The 17,912-nt window shown below is 59.9% G+C and carries 15 protein-coding genes and 2 tRNA genes; 1 reads left to right on the forward strand and 16 read right to left on the reverse strand.

Translation table 11 applies throughout. The features are described from left to right. Positions 1-5: 5 nt before the first annotated feature. Entirely contained in the window at positions 6-764 is a 759-nt protein-coding gene (locus tag C2846_RS14510) for a slipin family protein (protein WP_119701783.1), read from the forward strand. Here C2846_RS14510 and C2846_RS14515 read toward each other — a convergent pair. From C2846_RS14515 to ftsH, 16 genes are all read right to left on the reverse strand, one after another. Then, on the reverse strand, positions 761-2,227 hold the full coding sequence (locus tag C2846_RS14515) for a hypothetical protein (RefSeq protein WP_131038224.1): 1,467 nt from the start codon (positions 2,225-2,227) through the stop codon (positions 761-763). The genes C2846_RS14510 and C2846_RS14515 overlap by 4 nt on opposite strands. A 64-nt stretch (positions 2,228-2,291) precedes the next feature. After that, positions 2,292-3,188, reverse strand: a complete 897-nt coding sequence (locus C2846_RS14520) for a mechanosensitive ion channel domain-containing protein (RefSeq protein WP_080048474.1) — start codon at positions 3,186-3,188, stop codon at positions 2,292-2,294. A gap of 150 nt (positions 3,189-3,338) precedes the next feature. Beyond that, positions 3,339-5,447 (reverse strand): polyribonucleotide nucleotidyltransferase, encoded by a 2,109-nt coding sequence (gene pnp / locus C2846_RS14525; protein WP_080048475.1) that lies wholly within the window; start codon positions 5,445-5,447, stop codon positions 3,339-3,341. Between the two features lie 93 nt (positions 5,448-5,540). Beyond that, positions 5,541-5,810 (reverse strand): 30S ribosomal protein S15, encoded by a 270-nt coding sequence (gene rpsO / locus C2846_RS14530; protein ID WP_080048476.1) that lies wholly within the window; start codon positions 5,808-5,810, stop codon positions 5,541-5,543. A gap of 146 nt (positions 5,811-5,956) precedes the next feature. Beyond that, positions 5,957-6,877, reverse strand: a complete 921-nt coding sequence (truB, locus tag C2846_RS14535) for a tRNA pseudouridine(55) synthase TruB (protein WP_119701785.1) — start codon at positions 6,875-6,877, stop codon at positions 5,957-5,959. Positions 6,878-6,880: 3 nt separating this feature from the next. Next, positions 6,881-7,267, reverse strand: a complete 387-nt coding sequence (rbfA, locus tag C2846_RS14540) for a 30S ribosome-binding factor RbfA (RefSeq protein WP_080048478.1) — start codon at positions 7,265-7,267, stop codon at positions 6,881-6,883. A gap of 96 nt (positions 7,268-7,363) precedes the next feature. Further along, positions 7,364-9,895, reverse strand: a complete 2,532-nt coding sequence (gene infB, locus C2846_RS14545) for a translation initiation factor IF-2 (RefSeq protein ID WP_080048479.1) — start codon at positions 9,893-9,895, stop codon at positions 7,364-7,366. A gap of 61 nt (positions 9,896-9,956) precedes the next feature. After that, a complete protein-coding gene (gene nusA / locus C2846_RS14550; RefSeq protein ID WP_080048480.1) occupies positions 9,957-11,438 on the reverse strand; it encodes a transcription termination factor NusA in 1,482 nt (493 codons plus the stop codon). Between the two features lie 50 nt (positions 11,439-11,488). Continuing rightward, the gene (rimP, locus tag C2846_RS14555; RefSeq protein ID WP_080051589.1) at positions 11,489-11,944 is read right to left on the reverse strand and encodes a ribosome maturation factor RimP; all 456 of its coding nucleotides are present in this window, start codon (positions 11,942-11,944) and stop codon (positions 11,489-11,491) included. A gap of 130 nt (positions 11,945-12,074) precedes the next feature. Beyond that, positions 12,075-12,151, reverse strand: a tRNA-Met gene (locus C2846_RS14560). 100 nt (positions 12,152-12,251) lie between these two features. Beyond that, positions 12,252-12,336: transfer RNA gene (locus tag C2846_RS14565), tRNA-Leu, on the reverse strand. Positions 12,337-12,349: 13 nt separating this feature from the next. Beyond that, on the reverse strand, positions 12,350-12,730 hold the full coding sequence (gene secG, locus C2846_RS14570; protein WP_080048481.1) for a preprotein translocase subunit SecG: 381 nt from the start codon (positions 12,728-12,730) through the stop codon (positions 12,350-12,352). Then, positions 12,730-13,488, reverse strand: coding sequence for a triose-phosphate isomerase (gene tpiA, locus C2846_RS14575; RefSeq protein ID WP_080048482.1), 759 nt, complete (start codon positions 13,486-13,488; stop codon positions 12,730-12,732). The genes secG and tpiA overlap by 1 nt, the downstream gene beginning before the upstream one ends. Positions 13,489-13,642: 154 nt before the next feature. Further along, complete coding sequence (gene glmM, locus C2846_RS14580; protein ID WP_080048483.1) at positions 13,643-14,992, reverse strand: phosphoglucosamine mutase; 1,350 nt, start codon at positions 14,990-14,992, stop codon at positions 13,643-13,645. 37 nt (positions 14,993-15,029) lie between these two features. Beyond that, on the reverse strand, positions 15,030-15,881 hold the full coding sequence (gene folP / locus C2846_RS14585) for a dihydropteroate synthase (protein ID WP_080048484.1): 852 nt from the start codon (positions 15,879-15,881) through the stop codon (positions 15,030-15,032). A gap of 6 nt (positions 15,882-15,887) precedes the next feature. Further along, positions 15,888-17,822 carry an ATP-dependent zinc metalloprotease FtsH gene (ftsH, locus tag C2846_RS14590; protein WP_080048485.1) on the reverse strand — a complete coding sequence of 645 codons (1,935 nt, stop codon included), beginning with the start codon at positions 17,820-17,822 and terminating at the stop codon, positions 15,888-15,890. Between the last annotated feature and the right edge of the window lie 90 nt (positions 17,823-17,912).

Consider the following 17,912-nt stretch of genomic DNA (forward strand, 5'->3'; position numbering starts at 1 on the left):
GCACCATGAGTTTCGAGTTCCTACCCTATCTACCTCCGCTGATCTTCCTGCTGATCATTCTCGCCTCGGCCATTCGGATCCTGCCGGAATATCAACGCGGCGTGGTGTTCTTTCTCGGCCGCTTCCAAGGCGTCAAGGGCCCTGGGCTGGTGATCGTCATCCCGGGCCTACAGCAACTGGTGCGAGTCGATCTGCGGGTCGTGGCCCTGGACGTACCCAGCCAGGACGTGATCTCCAAGGACAATGTCACGGTCCGGGTCAATGCAGTGCTGTATTACCGGGTCATCGACCCAGAGCGGGCGATCATCAGAGTGGAGAACTACAGTGAAGCCACCAGCCAGTTGGCCCAGACCACACTGCGCTCGGTCCTGGGCAAGCATGATCTGGACGAAATGCTCTCCGAACGTGACAAGCTCAACAGCGACATCCAGGAAATCCTCGATGCCCAGACCGAAGAATGGGGCATCAAGGTCGCCAACGTCGAGATCAAGCATGTCGATCTCAACGAATCGATGATCCGCGCCATTGCCCGCCAGGCCGAAGCCGAGCGCGAACGACGAGCCAAGATCATTCATGCCGAAGGTGAACTACAGGCCGCAGAGAAACTGGTCGAAGCCGCCAAAATTCTGTCTCAGCAACCCAGCGCCATCCAGTTACGCTATCTGCAAACCCTGGCGGATATGAGTACCGGCAACGCCTCGACCATCGTCTTCCCGCTGCCGATCGATTTGCTCAAGGGCCTGACCCCGAACAAGCCTGGCTAGTGCGACACAGGCTGGTAGATACGCTCCAACAGGTCAGCGTCATCGAAATGCCGACGACCAACAAAGGCGGTGGTATGCCGCTGCGCCTGGCGCATCGCCCCCGGCTCGCGTACCCCTGACACCCAGAACAACCAGCGTTCGCGGCGCTCGGTTCCAGGTACCAGGCCATGGCGGCCAAACAGGCTACCCGGACCACCCGCGCTCACAGCCAGTTGCCGCAGCTCCTGATAATCACGCAACTGATAAACCTGCCCGGTATCGGGTAGCGGGGCAAAGGTCAGATGAGTGACATAGTGACTGGCACTGGTTTGCCTCAGGCGCAGATGCAACCCCGTCTCGGCCGGCCCCGGCCCCGGAAGAATCAGCGGCGGCTCGGCATAGGTGCTACGTAGCTTCGGCTGCAGCCCCGGTAGCGGGTAGTGCTGATGGTAACAGCCGCAATTGTGCATGCTTTCAACTAGCAGCGGGGTAGCCTCGGCATCCAGGGTCAGACGCAGGGTCAGACCATCCAGGCGCCCGGCATACAGATCGAAGCCATCGCCTTCAGGACGCTCAGGAAACCACCAGACATAGTTGAGCTGTACCAAAGTCTGGCTCTGGAAACGTACGGCGCTAAGATAGGTGTAGACACTCGGCAGGCCGGTATCGACCTGCGGCAAGCCATCAGGGTTCAACCCTGGCGCACCGATCCGATCATGATCGGCAGCGCCATCCAGCTCAATGACCGGGGCAAAGCGCGCAAACAGCAGTCGCCAGTGTTCATCCGCCAACTGTGGCCAGCCCAGCGCGTCCCGCTCAGCGGCGGTAAAATACAACCGTCCCTGCTCGGCCTCAGGCTCCAGGACCGGCAGATAGCGCAATCCCGGCGGCACAATGGCCACATCCGCCTCGAACAAGGCCCGCACCCGCTGCTGCCAACGCCCGACCCCAGCGCGGATAAACCAGCGGGTCACAGGGTACAGACCAACGCCACGCTGCCACAGCCGATAATCATCCGCTATCCGCAAGGCCCGCGCCGCCTGCGGCCAGGGCCCATCATCGGCATCCAGCCGATCAGCCCGGCGCAAGCGCTCGGCGCACTGCTCGACCGCCAGCACATGACCGGGTAGCCCAGCCGGTCGCTCCAGCCCGTGCAGTGACGATTCTGGCAAGGCCGCCAACTCACGCAAACGCGCCTGCTGATCAAGAGCCTGCCCGGCGTCCAGCCAGGCCCGGCGCAATTCGGGTTGATGCAGTTCCGGCTCAAAGCTGTTGAGGAAGCGATTGGCGCGCAAATAGGGATAGGCCGCAGGCGGCGGACCCAGGCCGTCATGCAGGCCAGCAGCAGCGACTCGCCGGTCCAGCTCGCGCAGATAGCCACGACATTCCGGTTCCGGCCCCGGCACCCGCAACAGCCCAGCGCAGCCGCTGAGCAACAGCAGCGCACTGCCAATCATCAGCCAGCGCCACACTTCTCGTCTCACCTGTCCACCCGCGTTGGGCAACCTGTCAGACTTTCAGTATCGGCGCCAACAGCTCCAGGTCAAGTTACGTCGTTGCCGCCGGGTCAGACTCGGGAAGACTGCTCACTTCCGGCTTTTTCGCTGCGAAGTCATGCTTGGATAGCACTTCGCTGAGCACTGTCTGTTCGATATAGCCGCGCTGCCCGGAGCGAGTCGGCAGGCGCACGATCAGATGCACTTCACCAGCCACCGGGACCTGGATGGTTACCCGCGGCTCGACCGATGGCACCTCCAGCCCGCGCTGAACATTGAAGCGTTTCATGTAGCGCCGCACCGCCTCAAGATAGGGCTCGCAGTGGCGGTTGGCCGCGTCCAGGAATGCCTGCTGGGCGGCCTGCCAGTTGTCCTCACGCTTGAACGGCACAGTGAATACATGGAAGACAAAATCATGGGTAAAGCTTTCATTGATAACCGGTTCAGAGACGAACAACGCATTGGGGATGACAATCATCCGACCGGTACGCTGGTGGGTAATCTTGCCCGGCCCAACCTCCAGAATGGTGGTAGCCAGCAAGCTCTGATCGATCACGTCACCACGGAAGTCCTTGATCTGAATACGGTCACCGATATTGAACGACCCCGAGCCGGTTTTCAGGATCGAGCCGGTTACGCACAGGATCAGCTCCTTGGTCGCCACCACGAAGGCCACCGCAATAGCCACAATCGACAGCGCCAGGGTCCGCAGTTCATTGCCCCAGATGATCACCAGCCCCAGCAACAGCAGCAACAGGAACCCATTGCGGGTATTGACCAGCCACTTGCGCTGCAGCTCGATGGAATTCACGGTCTTGCGAATGAAGCGACCCGCCAGCGCCCGGGCGATAAAAACCGTCAGCAACAGCAACACCGTGCTGATCAGGTGTTGCCACAAACTATCGGAAATGGTGATGGTGGCCGGCAGTTGACCAAGTGTTTCAAGCATACGCACATCCTGTTGGCAGCCCCGGGCAAATCGTACCGGGGTGTAGCGGATAGTGCCTGAGTCATAATCCTCGGTAAAGTGATGCCCTGAAACGCAAAAGCCCCGGCAACTTGCCGGGGCTTAACGCACTACATCAACACTGACCGGTTATCAGACGCCCGAGACCTCGGCGGCTTCGACATCTTTCATCGACAGCTTGATCCGGCCACGGTTGTCGACGTCCAGAACCAGGACCTTGACTTCCTGGCCTTCCTGCAGCACGTCGGTGACTTTCTCGATGCGCTGGTTGGCGATCTGGGAAATGTGTACCAGACCATCCTTGCCAGGCAGGATGCTGACGAAGGCACCGAAATCGACGATGCGCTCGACCTTGCCGGTGTAGACCTTGCCGATTTCCGCTTCAGCGGTAATCGCATCAACCCGGGCCTTGGCGGCATTGGCGGCATCCTTGCTGGCAGCGAAGATCTTGACCATGCCGTCGTCGGTGATGTCGATCGAAGCACCGGTTTCTTCGCAGATACCACGAATAACCGCACCACCCTTGCCGATCACATCGCGGATCTTGTCCGGATCGATCTTCATGCTGATCATGGTCGGGGCGTTGGCCGACAGTTCCTTGCGCGACTCAGGCAGTACTTCGTTCATCTGCTTGAGGATGTGCAGACGGGCTTCGTTGGCCTGCTGCAGCGCGATTTCCATGATCTCTTCGGTAATACCGTTGATCTTGATGTCCATCTGCAGCGCAGTGACACCCTTCTCGGTACCGGCAACCTTGAAGTCCATGTCGCCCAGGTGATCCTCGTCACCGAGGATGTCAGTCAGGACTGCGAACTTGTCGCCTTCCTTGACCAGACCCATGGCGATACCGGCTACCGGCGCCTTCAGCGGCACACCGGCATCCATCAGCGCCAGCGACGCACCACAGACCGACGCCATGGAGCTGGAACCGTTGGATTCGGTGATTTCCGACACTACACGGATGCTGTAGGGGAACTGCTCCATGTCGGGCATGACGGCCTGCACGCCGCGGCGGGCCAGACGGCCATGACCGATTTCACGGCGACCAGTGCCACCCATGCGACCACACTCACCGACCGAGAAGGGCGGGAAGTTGTAGTGGAACATGAAGGGCTCTTTGCGCTCACCTTCGAGCATGTCCAGCAACTGTGAGTCACGCGCGGTACCCAGCGTGGTGACTACCAGCGCCTGGGTTTCGCCACGGGTGAACAGCGCCGAGCCGTGGGTACGATCCAGTACGCCGACTTCGATGTTCAGCGGACGCACGGTCTTGGTGTCACGGCCATCGATACGCGGGTTGCCGTTGACGATGCTCTCACGCACGGTGCGGTATTCGATTTCGCCGAAGGCATCCTTGACCTCGCCGACCGAAGGCTTGCCTTCCTCGTCGCCGGTCAGGGCAGCAATGGCCTGATCACGCAGCTCGCCCAGGCGCTTGTAGCGATCCTGCTTGATGGTGATGGTGTAGGCTTGGGCGATCTCGGCACCAAACTGGCCCTTGATGGCATCCAGCAGCGCGGTGTTCTCGACCGGAGCGGTCCACTCGAACGCCGGCTTGGCGGCCTCGGCGGCCAGTTCCTTGATCGCCTGGATCACAGTCTGGAATTCCATGTGGGCAAACAGAACAGCGCCCAGCATCTGGTCTTCGGTCAACTCCTGGGCTTCGGACTCAACCATCAAAACGGCGTCTTCGGTACCGGCCACGACCATGTCCAGACGCGAGGTCTTGAGCTGTTCGTAGTTAGGGTTGAGGACGTAACCGGTGTTGTCGTCGAAGCCGACCCGGGCACAGCCGATCGGGCCACTGAACGGCAGATTGGCGACAGCCAGGGCGGCGGAGGTGCCGATCATGGCGGCGACATCCGGATCAGTGCTCTTGTCCGAAGAGACCACGGTGCAGACTACCTGCACTTCATTCATGAAGCCTTCGGCGAACAGCGGGCGGATCGGTCGGTCGATCAGACGCGAGGTCAGGGTTTCCTTCTCGCTCGGACGGCCTTCACGCTTGAAAAAACCGCCGGGGATACGGCCGGCGGCATAGGTTTTTTCGACATAGTGCACCGACAGCGGGAAGAAGTCCTTGCCCGGATCAGCCGACTTGGCGGCAACTACGGTACACAGGACGCTGACGGCATTGTCGATGCTTACCAGCACGGCGCCGGAGGCCTGGCGGGCGATGCGTCCGGTTTCCAGGGTAACGGTACTGTTACCGAATTTGAATTGCTTGATTACCGGTTTCACGGTGCTTTCTCTCTCTTCTCTACTTTGCCTTTTGGCGGAATCCTGGGCATGACCGGGAATCGGACCCGGTCATGTCCAAAAGGGCGAGGTCGCTTAGCGACGCAGGCCCAGACGGCCGATCAGATCGCTGTAGCGAGCAACGTCTTTGGACTTCAGGTAGTCCAGCAGCTTACGACGCTGGTTAACCATGCGGATCAGACCACGACGGGAGTGGTGGTCCTTGCCGTTTTCCTTGAAGTGACCTTGCAGCTTGTTGATGTTGGCGGTCAACAGCGCTACCTGGACTTCCGGGGAACCGGTGTCACCTTCGCCACGCTTGTACTCGGCTACGATTGCGGCCTTATCTTCAACACTCAGTGCCATCTCTTTACTTCCTCTGAGGTAACAGGCCAGGGCCTTTGCCCTGTGTGATATAGCGAGAAATGACCGTGCCTGTTGACAGCCACCCTCGTGATGACCCGATTCGGGTCAACCAGGTATCCGCCGGCTACTGCCGACGGATGCAAACCTCATGCATTGAAGCGCAACAAACGCTTCGGCGCCACCCGCGCATCATCGGTCATCTCGCCGATACCGATGAAACGCCCGGAAGGCTCATACAACCGGACCATGCCGAAAGCCGGCGCACCCGGCACCCGGACCGCCTGACCATGGTTCAGGTAATAGGCGGTCTGCTCGGTGAGCTGGACCACCGGCCAATCCGCCAGCCCGCTGTCGACCGGCAGCAGCAGATCGTCCAGAGCTTCGGCCCCGCCGTCAGCATGGCGTTGCTCCAGAGTATCCAGACTGACCGCCTGGGACAGACTGAACGGCCCGGCCTGAATTCGCCGCAGCTCGGCAACATGCGCACCACAGCCCAGCGCCTGACCAATATCCTCAACCAGGGTGCGGATATAGGTGCCCTTGCTGCAGTGCACCTCGAGCCGCAGGCGATCGCCGTCGAGTCCGAGCAGTTGCAGGCGCGATATTCTAACAGATCGCGCCTGACGCTCCACCGTCTCGCCGGCCCGGGCCAGCTTGTACAGTGGCTGGCCACCCTGCTTGAGCGCCGAGTACATCGGTGGAATTTGCTCGATATCGCCAGTAAAGCGGGGCAACAGAGCTTCGACCTGGGCCAGCTCGACTGCCACCGGGCGCATTTCCAGCACATCGCCTTCGGCGTCACCGGTGGTAGTGGTCATACCCAGCCGCGCCTCGGTGATATAGGCCTTGTCGGCATCCAGCAGGAATTGCGAGAATTTGGTCGCCTCGCCCAGACACAGCGGCAGCACGCCACTGGCCAGCGGATCAAGACTGCCGGTATGTCCACCCTTGTTGGCGTTGAACAACCAGCGCACCTTCTGCAGTGCGGCATTGGAAGTCATGCCCAGCGGCTTGTCGAGAATCAGAATGCCGTCGATATCACGGCGCTTGTTACGCGGACGCGACACCAGCTACTCCTCGCCATCCTTCGGATGCTTGCGATCTTCGGCCACCGCCCGCTCGATCAGCGACGACAGGTGCACACCGCGGCGAACACTCTCGTCATAATTGAAGTGCAGGTGCGGGATGCTGCGCAGCTTCATGGCCCGCCCCAACTGCATGCGCAGAAAGCCGGCGGCGTCCTTCAGAATCTCCTGATTGAGTGCGACATCTTCGTCACTGTCCTTGCCCAGCAAGGTGAAAAACACCTTGGCATGGGCCAGGTCGCGGCTGACTTCAACCGCGGTAATGGTCACCATGCCCAGGCGCGGGTCTTTGACCTCGCGCTGGACCAGCAGCGCCAGTTCACGCTGCATCTGGTCGGCAACCCGCTGGGTACGGCTGTATTCTTTGGCCATAATTTCAGTTCTACTCAAAAGCGTGAAGCTGAAAGCCCGAAGCTGGGAGTCACGCGAGTAACTCCCAGCTTCGGACTTCCAGCTTCTGGCCTGGGTTTAGAGCGTGCGTGCAACCTGGACCTTCTCGAATACCTCGATCCGGTCACCAGCACGTACGTCATTGTAGTTCTTCACGCCGATACCGCACTCCATGCCATTACGCACTTCGGCGACATCGTCCTTGAAGCGGCGCAGCGACTCCAGCTCACCTTCGTAGATCACCACGTCGTCGCGCAGCACACGGATCGGGCGATTACGATGGACGGTACCTTCGATGACCATACAACCAGCCACCGCACCGAACTTCGGCGAACGGAACACATCACGCACTTCGGCAACACCCAGAATCTGTTCGCGAACATCGCTGCCGAGCATACCGGTCAGTGCCTTCTTGACATCATCGATGATGTCGTAGATCACACTGTAGTAGCGCAGGTCGATGCCTTCGCTCTCGATGATCTTGCGCGCAGTGGCGTCAGCCCGGACGTTGAAGCCGAAGATTACCGCGTTGGAGGCCAGCGCCAGGTTGGCATCGGTTTCGGTGATACCACCCACCCCGCCAGAGACAATCTTGACCTGAACTTCCTCGTTGCCCAGATCGCTGAGCGAGCCCATCAGGGCCTCCAGCGAACCACGCACATCGGCCTTGAGCACGACGTTGAGAGTCTTCTTCTCGTCCTGGCCCATGCTTTCGAACATGTTCTCGAGCTTGGCCGATTGCTGACGCGCCAGCTTGATTTCGCGGAACTTGCCCTGACGGAACAGTGCCACTTCACGGGCCTTCTTCTCGTCGGATACCACAGTCAGCTCATCACCAGCATCCGGGGTGCCATCCAGACCCAGGATCTCGACCGGAATCGACGGACCAGCTTCCTTGATCGGCTGGCCGTTTTCATCGAGCATCGCCCGCACCCGGCCATAGTTGACTCCGGCCAGCACGATATCGCCCTGACGCAGAGTACCGTTCTGCACCAGCACGGTGGCAACCGGGCCACGGCCCTTGTCCAGCCGCGACTCAACCACCACGCCCTTACCCGGTGCTGATGGCTGGGCCTTGAGCTCAAGTACTTCGGCTTGCAGCAGAACCGCTTCCAGCAACTCGTCGATACCGGTGCCGACCTTGGCCGAGACGTGGACAAACATGGTGTCACCACCCCATTCTTCGGGGATCACGTCACGTGCGGCCAAATCGTTCTTGATCCGATCCGGATCAGCATCTTCCTTGTCGATCTTGTTCACCGCCACCACGATCGGCACGCCAGCAGCCTTGGCATGCTGTACGGCCTCTTCGGTCTGCGGCATCACACCGTCGTCGGCGGCCACTACCAGGATCACGATATCGGTGGCCTGGGCACCACGGGCACGCATCGCGGTAAAGGCGGCGTGACCGGGGGTGTCGAGGAAGGTAACCATGCCACGCTCGGTTTCAACGTGGTAGGCGCCGATGTGCTGGGTAATGCCGCCAGCCTCACCGGCCGCAACCTTGGCCCGGCGAATATAGTCGAGCAACGAGGTCTTGCCGTGGTCGACGTGACCCATGACGGTCACCACCGGCGCGCGCGACACTTCTTCACCTTCGAAATGCATCGATTCGACCAGTTGGTCTTCGATGTCGCTCTCGCGGACCTGCTTGACCTTGTGCCCCATATCCTCGGCCACAATGCTGGCAGTGTCCTGATCCAGCACCTGGTTGATAGTTACCATGGTGCCGTTCTTGAACATGTATTTGATGACCTCGGCTGCCTTCACCGACATCTTCTGGGCCAGTTCGGCCACGGTGATGGTTTCGCCGATCACAACTTCGCGCACTAGAGGTCCTGTGGGCTTCTCGAACCCATGCTGATTGCGTTTCTTGGCCTTGAGTTTGCCACCGCCGCCACGACGCCGGCTCAGACCATCCTCATCCTCGATGATACGAGCGGTCTGACGGGCCTTGTCCTTGCCACCATGACCACCAGCGCGCTTGCGATTGCGCTCTTCCTCTTCCTCAGCCCGGCTTGGCTTGCGCCGGTGCTCTTCCTTCTTCTTGGCCGGTTCAGCTGCGGCAGGTACTGCAGCAGGGGGCTCGGCGGCAACTGCGGCAACCGGCTCCGGCTGCTTGACCGGCTCTTGGGCAGCAGGCTGAGCCTTGACGGCTTCGGCCTTCAGCCGCTCTTCTTCGGCCTTGCGTGCGCTTTCCTCAGCCGCCAGGCGAGCATCTTCCTCGGCCTTGCGCCGGGCTTCCTCAGCCCGCTGACGTGCCTCTTCAGCAGCACGCAGCTCTTCCAGCTCACGCTGACGCTCGGCCTCCAGTTCGGCCGGATCACGCTTGACGTAAGTTTTCTTCTTACGCACTTCGACGTTGACCGTCTTGCTGCCGGACACCTTCAGGGTGCTGACTGTCTTGCGCTGCAAAGTAATCTTGCGCGGCTCGCTGGCCGATTCGCCATGGGCATTCTTGAGAAATGCCAACAGAGCCTGTTTCTCCTCATCGGAAACCGACTGCTCCGGGCCGGTCTGTTTTAGACCTGCTTCTTTCATCTGTTGCAGCAGGCGCTCTACCGGCGTTCCTACCACACTAGCCAATTCTTTGACCGTCACTTCCGCCATTCACTTCTCTCCTCAGTCGGGTCCGTGCGTTACCGCAGGGTGATGTCACCAAACCGACCGGTTATTCAAACCAGGGCGCGCGGGCGGCCATGATCAGGGCGCCAGCCCGCTCTTCGTCCATGCCGTCGATATCGAGCAGATCATCGACAGACTGTTCGGCCAGGTCTTCCATACACAGGATGCCCTTGGCAGCGAGTTGGAAGGCCAGAGCACGGTCCATGCCTTCCATGTTGAGCAGGTCGTCAGCCGGCTGAGCCTCTTCGAGTTTCTCCTCGTTGGCGATGGCCTTGGTCAACAGACGATCCTTGGCCCGGGCGCGCAGCTCATTGACGATATCCTCGTCGAAGCCGTCGATATCCAGCATTTCTTCCATCGGGACGTAGGCGATTTCCTCCAGCGAGGTGAAACCTTCCTCGACCAGTACCTGCGCCAGTTCCTCATCCACATCCAGCTCGTCGATGAAGACCTTGAGCACGTCGCCGGTTTCCGCTTCCTGCTTGGCGCGGATCTCGTCTTCGGTCATTACGTTCAGGGTCCAGCCGGTCAGTTGGCTGGCCAGACGAACGTTTTGGCCGTTGCGACCAATGGCCTGGGCCAGATTGTCCTCAGCCACTGCCAGATCGATGGTGTGAGCATCTTCATCGAGAATGATCGAAGCCACTTCGGCCGGGGCCATGGCGTTGATCACGAACTGGGCCAGGTTGTCGTCCCACAGCACGATGTCGACACGCTCGCCACCCAGCTCACCGGATACGGCCTGGACCCGCGAGCCGCGCATACCGATGCAGGCGCCCTGCGGATCAATGCGCTTGTCCTTGGAACGAACCGCGATCTTGGCCCGCGAACCAGGATCCCGGGCAGCGCCCATGACTTCGATCAGCTCTTCGGCGATTTCCGGCACTTCAATGCGGAACAACTCGATGATCATTTCCGGGCAGGCACGCGACAACACCAGTTGCGGGCCGCGATTTTCGGTACGGATGTCCTTGAGCAGAGCACGGATGCGCACGCCGGTACGGAAGGTTTCACGCGGAATCATTTCCTCGCGCGGCAACACGGCCTCGGCGTTGTTGCCCAGGTCAACGATGATGCTGTCGCGGGTCACCTTTTTCACCGTGCCGCTGATGATTTCACCCAGGCGGTCGCGATAGGCGTCAACGACCTGGGCACGCTCGGCTTCGCGAACCTTCTGCACGATCACCTGCTTGGCAATCTGGGCAGCGATTCGGCCAAACTCGATCGATTCGATCTTCTCTTCGATCACGTCGCCAATGTTCAGCGCGGCATCCCGCTCCTGGGCCTGATCCAAAGTCAGCTGCATCTCCGGCTCTTCGAAGTCTTCGTCAGCCACTACGGTCCAGCGCCGGAAGGTCTCGTAGTTGCCGGTGTGGCGATTGATCTCCACCCGTACATCCACTTCGTCCTCGTAGCGCTTCTTGGTGGCCGTAGCCAGCGCCAGTTCCAGCGCTTCAAAAATGACTCCAGGCGGTACGCCCTTCTCATTGGAAACGGATTCCACAACCAGCAGCACTTCTTTGCTCATCGTATGCCTCGCCTAACGCCGTCCATTGGGTAACTTACGCCCCAAAACCTTCAGAACCGGGGAATGATGTTGCCCTTGTCGATTGAGTCGATCGGCAACAAGTACTCGTGATCATCCACCTGGATAACCACCTCGTCACCCTCCACACCGCGGAGGATGCCCTGAAAATTGCGCCGCCCATCGAACGGAGTACGCAGGCGAATCTTTGCCTGTTCACCGACATAGGCAGCATACTGCTCAAGCTTGAACAACGGACGATCCATCCCCGGTGACGACACCTCCAGGGTGTAGTCATTAGCAATCGGATCCTCAACATCCAATACCGCACTCAACTGCCGGCTGACCGTAGCGCAGGCCTCCACATCTATGCCATCGGCATGCTCGATGTACACCCGCAACAGGGTATGCTTGCCCTGCGAAAGGTACTCGATACCCCAGCATTGATAGCCCAAAGCCTCAATACTCGGGGCCAGCATGGCCTCCAACTCAGTCTGCTTGCCGGACAAATTCAGCGCCTCTTTCAAACACGAACAAAAAATGGGCCCTTGGCCCATCCTGGATCTGGCCACCCCATGCACCAGTCACGGAGTCCAGACAACTAGCTAAGAAAAAGCCCCTCTGAAGGGGCCCTGTGACTGGTTGCGGGGGCAGGATTTGAACCTACGACCTTCGGGTTATGAGCCCGACGAGCTACCAGACTGCTCCACCCCGCGTCGAATCTTAGGGCGTGGATTATACGCCCGGACGCCTAACAAGACAACCGGGCAACGCCCTTGCAATGATCAGAGCCCATATGACGGGCTCTGCTATGGTTGGTGCGGAAGATGGGACTCGAACCCATACACCCTAAGGCACTACCCCCTCAAGATAGCGTGTCTACCAATTCCACCACTTCCGCAAAACTGTTTGGCTTACTCAGCGCTCGGCACATCATCCGAGACTGGAGCCTGAGGAACCTGGCCTTCCACCTCCAGCACAGGTACATCTTCACTGATCACCGGAGCCGGCTGCGTTTGCAGTGCCGGACTCGGCAGACCGGCATCACGCTCGAAACTGGCCTTGTTACTGGCGTAATAAGCCAGACCCAGCGAGGTGACGAAGAATACAGTGGCCAGCACAGCAGTCAAGCGACTCAGAAAAGTAGCTGAACCCTGGCTGCCAAACACGGTGCCCGACGCACCCGCACCAAAGGACGCACCGGTCTCGGCACCCTTACCCTGCTGCATAAGCACCAACCCAACCAGGGCAATGGCGACCAGCAGGTGAATAACCACAACTACGGTTTCAATCATTACACACGTCCCGCGGCACGAGCGATCGCACCAAACTCTTCAGCGTTGAGGGAGGCACCACCAATCAACCCCCCATCGATATCCGGCATAGCAAACAACGCCTCGGCGTTATCAGCCTTCACACTACCGCCGTACACAATCTGCACCATCCGGGCCTGCTCGTCATCGAGCAATGCCAGACGCGCGCGAATCATGGCGTGCACATCCTGAGCCTGCTCAGGACTTGCCGTCAAGCCCGTACCAATGGCCCAGACCGGCTCATACGCCAACACACCTTGTGCCAGACCACCGACACCAAAGGCATCCAGCACTACCTGGAGCTGCCGACCGATTACATCAGCCGTTTCACCAGCATCGCGCTCGGCCTGGGTTTCCCCGACGCAGAGCACTGGACGCAGACCGCAGGCCAGTGCCGCAGCAAACTTGCGCTTGACCACTTCATCGCTTTCACCGAACAGAGTCCGGCGCTCGGAGTGACCAACCAACACATACTCACAACCAGCATCACGCAGCTGAGCTGGCGATATTTCGCCGGTCAACGCACCCGGCTCGGCCTGGTGAGCACAACTTTGCCCACCGATGCGGATCGGCCCGGCTGCCAGCGCTTCGCGGCAACGCTCGATATAGAGCGCTGGCGGTGCAATCATCAGCTCCACCTGCTCAGGCCAGTCCTGCTGGGACAGAGCCACCAGCAGCGCATCGACGGATTGCCGTGTACCGTGCATTTTCCAGTTTCCGGCGACCAACGGACGACGCATGCCTAACCTCTCAGCTCAAGCGGGCGCCAATGTTAACCAAGATGCCCGAACGACACAACCGCCTTTTTGAGCTTTAAGGAACTTCTGAGAACACAGGCGAGGCCGGCAAGGCTGTTTCAGGCAGTCTTGCCAACACTGTTGGTTCTCAGAGATTTCAGTCGTGTTCGGCAAACAGCTCTTTCACCCGCTCAGCCAGCAGACCGGCCTCGGCCTTGACCTGAGCGGCATCCTGGCCTTCGACCATAACCCGAATCAGCGGCTCGGTACCGGACAGGCGCAACAATACTCGACCACTATCACCCAGACGCTGCTCAACGGCCTCGACCGCCGCCAGCAGCGAGGCATCCTGCAACGGCGACTGAGTACCAGGCTGATAGCGCACATTGATCAGCGTCTGCGGGCACTTGCTCATGCCAGCGCAGGCTTCGGCCAAGGTCAGCCCCGAGCGCTGCAATGCCATCAGCACCTGCAACGCGGCGATCACGCCATCGCCGGTTGAGGTATGGTGCAGGCAGACCAGATGCCCGGACGACTCGCCACCGAGAATCCAGCCACGCTCGCGCAACCCGGCCATGACGTAGCGATCACCGACTTTGGCCCGGACAAACTCGACACCTCGCTCCTTGAGTGCCAGCTCCAGCCCCAGGTTACTCATCAATGTCCCTACCACACCTCCGCGCAGCAGGTCTCGCCGATGCAGGTCATCAGCAATGATGAACAGCAACTCATCACCATCAACTTCCCTGCCCTGCGCATCGACCATCATCACCCGGTCGCCATCGCCATCAAAAGCAATCCCCAGATCAGCGCCCTGAGCCAGAACCGCCTTGCGCAAGGCAGCCAGATCGGTCGAGCCAACCCCGGCATTGATATTCAGCCCATCAGGCTGAACACCGATTACACTGACCTCAGCCCCCAATTCGCGAAACACGCTGGGCGCCACTTTGTAGGTCGCCCCGTTAGCGCAGTCCAGGACCAGCTTCAAGCCCTTGAAACTGGCACTAGTGGGCACACTGCTTTTGCAGAATTCAATATAGCGCCCGGACGCATCCTCGACCCGGGTCACCTTGCCCAGGGCTGCCGACTCAACCACTTCAAGCGGTGCATCGACCAGTCGCTCGATTTCCAGCTCCAGCTCATCCGGCAGTTTACTGCCATTGGCCGAGAAGAACTTGATGCCATTGTCGTAGAAAGGATTGTGCGAGGCACTGATGACAATCCCGGCATCAGCCTGGAAAGTGCGGGTCAGATAGGCGATGGCCGGAGTCGGCATCGGTCCGAGCAATTGCACCTGAGCCCCCGCCGCCGACAACCCAGCCTCTAATGCGGACTCGAACATATACCCGGAGATCCGGGTATCCTTGCCAATCACAACTCGGCAACTGCCCTGGTTGCGGAACGCCATACCAACCGCCCAACCCAGGCGCAGCATGAAATCGGGAGTAATCGGGTGGCTCCCAACACGGCCACGAATGCCGTCGGTGCCGAAATAGCGTTTTTCCATCTGCTGATTCCTGTTTGCTTGCGCGCTATCGTTTTAGTCAGCCAGCCTGCTGCACCGCCTCGGCCATTCGCACCGCATCGACGGTGGCCGCAACATCATGGACACGTAGAATACGCGCACCCTTGCCTACAGCCAGCGCCGCCAGAGCCAGACTGCCATATAGACGCTGATCAACCGGCCGGTCCAGCACCTGCCCGATCATGGTCTTGCGCGACACGCCGACCAGCAGCGGCAGACCTGCCGGCTGCAACAGATGCATACGGGCGAACAATTGGAGATTATGATCCAGACTTTTGCCAAAGCCGAACCCCGGATCAAGGATCAGCCGCTCCCTGGGAATCCCGGCCGCCACGCAAGCCGCCACCCGCTCGACCAAGAAAGCATTGACCTCATCCAGCACTGAATCGTAGCTGGGCGAGCGCTGCATAACATCAGGCTCCCCCTTCATATGCATGATGCACACCGGCAAACCCGTGGCAACCGCCGCCGCCAAGGCTCCGGGACGGGTCAGCGAGCGCACGTCGTTGATCAGCCCGGCGCCGACTGCGGCACTGGCAGTGATCACCTCAGGCGTACTGGTATCGACTGAAACTATGGTATCGAAGCGCTGCTTGATCGCTTCCACCACTGGCACGACCCGCTCCAACTCCTGCGCAACACTGACCGGAGCCGCACCAGGGCGGGTGGACTCGCCACCGACATCAATCAGCGTAGCGCCCTCGCCCAGCATCCGCTCGACATGCCGCAGCGCGGCGTCGCGGTGATTGAAGCACCCACCGTCGGAAAACGAATCCGGAGTAACATTAAGAATGCCCATGACCTGGACACGGGAAAGATCAAGCTCCCGGTCGCCGCAAGGCAACCGGGAGCTGCTAGGCCGTTCAACCATGAAGAATCAGTGCTCGCCCGCCGGATCGCCGATCACACCGTCATCACGCTCGGCGTCATCGCTGGCCGCCTGATCGCCAGACTTGGCCGCAGCGCCCGGACCAGCCTTGTCATCACCCTGCCAGTCCTTAGGCTCGCGCGGGGGCCGACCAGCCATGATGTCGTCGATCTGGTCAGAGTCGATGGTCTCGTACTTCATTAGTGCTTCGGCCATCAAATCCAGCTTGTCGCGATTTTCTTCCAGCAGGCGCTTGGCGATGGTGTAGCAGTCATCAATGATACGCCGCACTTCCTCGTCGATCTGCTTGGCCGTATCACCGGACACATTGATGTGCTGACTACCAGCACTGCGGCCGAGGAACACTTCACCCTCTTCCTCTGCATACATCAACGGCCCGAGCTTTTCCGACAAGCCCCACTTGGTCACCATGTTCCGAGCCAACTGGGTAGCCCGCATGATGTCGTTGGAGGCCCCTGTGGTTACGCCATCAAAGCCCAGAGTCATCTCTTCGGCAATCCGGCCACCGAACAGCGAGCAGATCTGACTTTCCAGCGCCCGCTTCGACAAGCTGTAGCGATCTTCTTCGGGCAGGAACATGGTCACACCCAAGGCCCGGCCACGGGGAATGATCGACACTTTGTAAACCGGGTCATGCTCGGGCACCAGCCGGCCAACAATCGCGTGACCGGACTCGTGATAGGCGGTATTGAGCTTCTCCTTCTCGGACATAACCATCGACTTGCGCTCGGCGCCCATCATGATCTTGTCCTTGGCCAACTCGAATTCCTTCATTTCCACCAGCCGCTTGTTGGCCCGGGCCGCGAACAGCGAAGCCTCGTTGACCAAGTTGGCCAGATCGGCACCGGAGAAACCCGGTGTACCGCGAGCAATCAGTGACGGCTTGACGTCATCGCCAACCGGAACCTTACGCATGTGCACCTTGAGAATCTGCTCACGACCACGCACATCCGGCAGGCCAACCACCACCTGACGATCAAATCGGCCCGGGCGCAGCAGCGCCGGGTCGAGAACGTCCGGACGGTTGGTAGCAGCCACCACAATGATGCCGTCATTGGCCTCGAAACCATCCATCTCGACCAGCAACTGGTTCAGGGTCTGCTCTCGCTCGTCATGCCCGCCACCCAGACCGGCACCACGATGGCGACCCACGGCATCGATCTCGTCGATGAAGATAATGCACGGCGCATGCTTCTTGGCCTGATCGAACATGTCGCGAACCCGGCTGGCACCGACACCTACGAACATTTCCACGAAGTCGGAACCGGAAATGGTGAAAAACGGTACCTTGGCCTCGCCAGCGACGGCCTTGGCCAGCAGGGTTTTACCAGTACCAGGCTGACCGACCATCAGTACGCCACGCGGAATATGGCCGCCCAGGCGCTGAAACTTGCCCGGGTCACGCAGAAACTCAACCAGCTCGCTGACCTCTTCCTTGGCCTCGTCACACCCGGCGACATCGGCAAAGGTAGTCTTGACCTGATCCTCAGACAGCATTCGCGCCTTGGACTTGCCGAAGCTCATCGGCCCGCCGCGGCCACCGCCGCCGCCCTGCATCTGGCGCATGAAGAACATGAATAGCGCGATGATGATCAAAATCGGGAAGCTGGCGATCAGCAACTGAGTCCAGATGCTCTGCTGCTCGGGCTGTTTGCCCTCAACCACCACATCATTGTTCAGCAGGTCGCCGATCAGGCCACCGTCCTGAATCGCCGGCCGCACGGTCTTGAAGGTTTCACCATCGCGCCGCTTGCCGGTGATTACAAAGCCATCAACCGTCACCCGCTCGACCTGGCGATCCTTAACCAGCTCCAGGAACTCGGTGTAATTTACGGTACGCGGCTCACTGGGACTGCTGAAGTTGTTCATCACCGTGACCAGGACGGCGGCAATGATCAACCACAGAATGAGGTTTTTCGCCATATCGTTCAAAGTCCTACCCTCTTGCTCCGCCGCTCGCCGGCAGAGCCTTCGCTAAAATCGTGTGTCTGCTTAGACACGATTACCTTACAC

This window comes from Pseudomonas jilinensis (assembly GCF_003586265.1).
Lineage (GTDB): Bacteria > Pseudomonadota > Gammaproteobacteria > Pseudomonadales > Pseudomonadaceae > Halopseudomonas > Halopseudomonas phragmitis.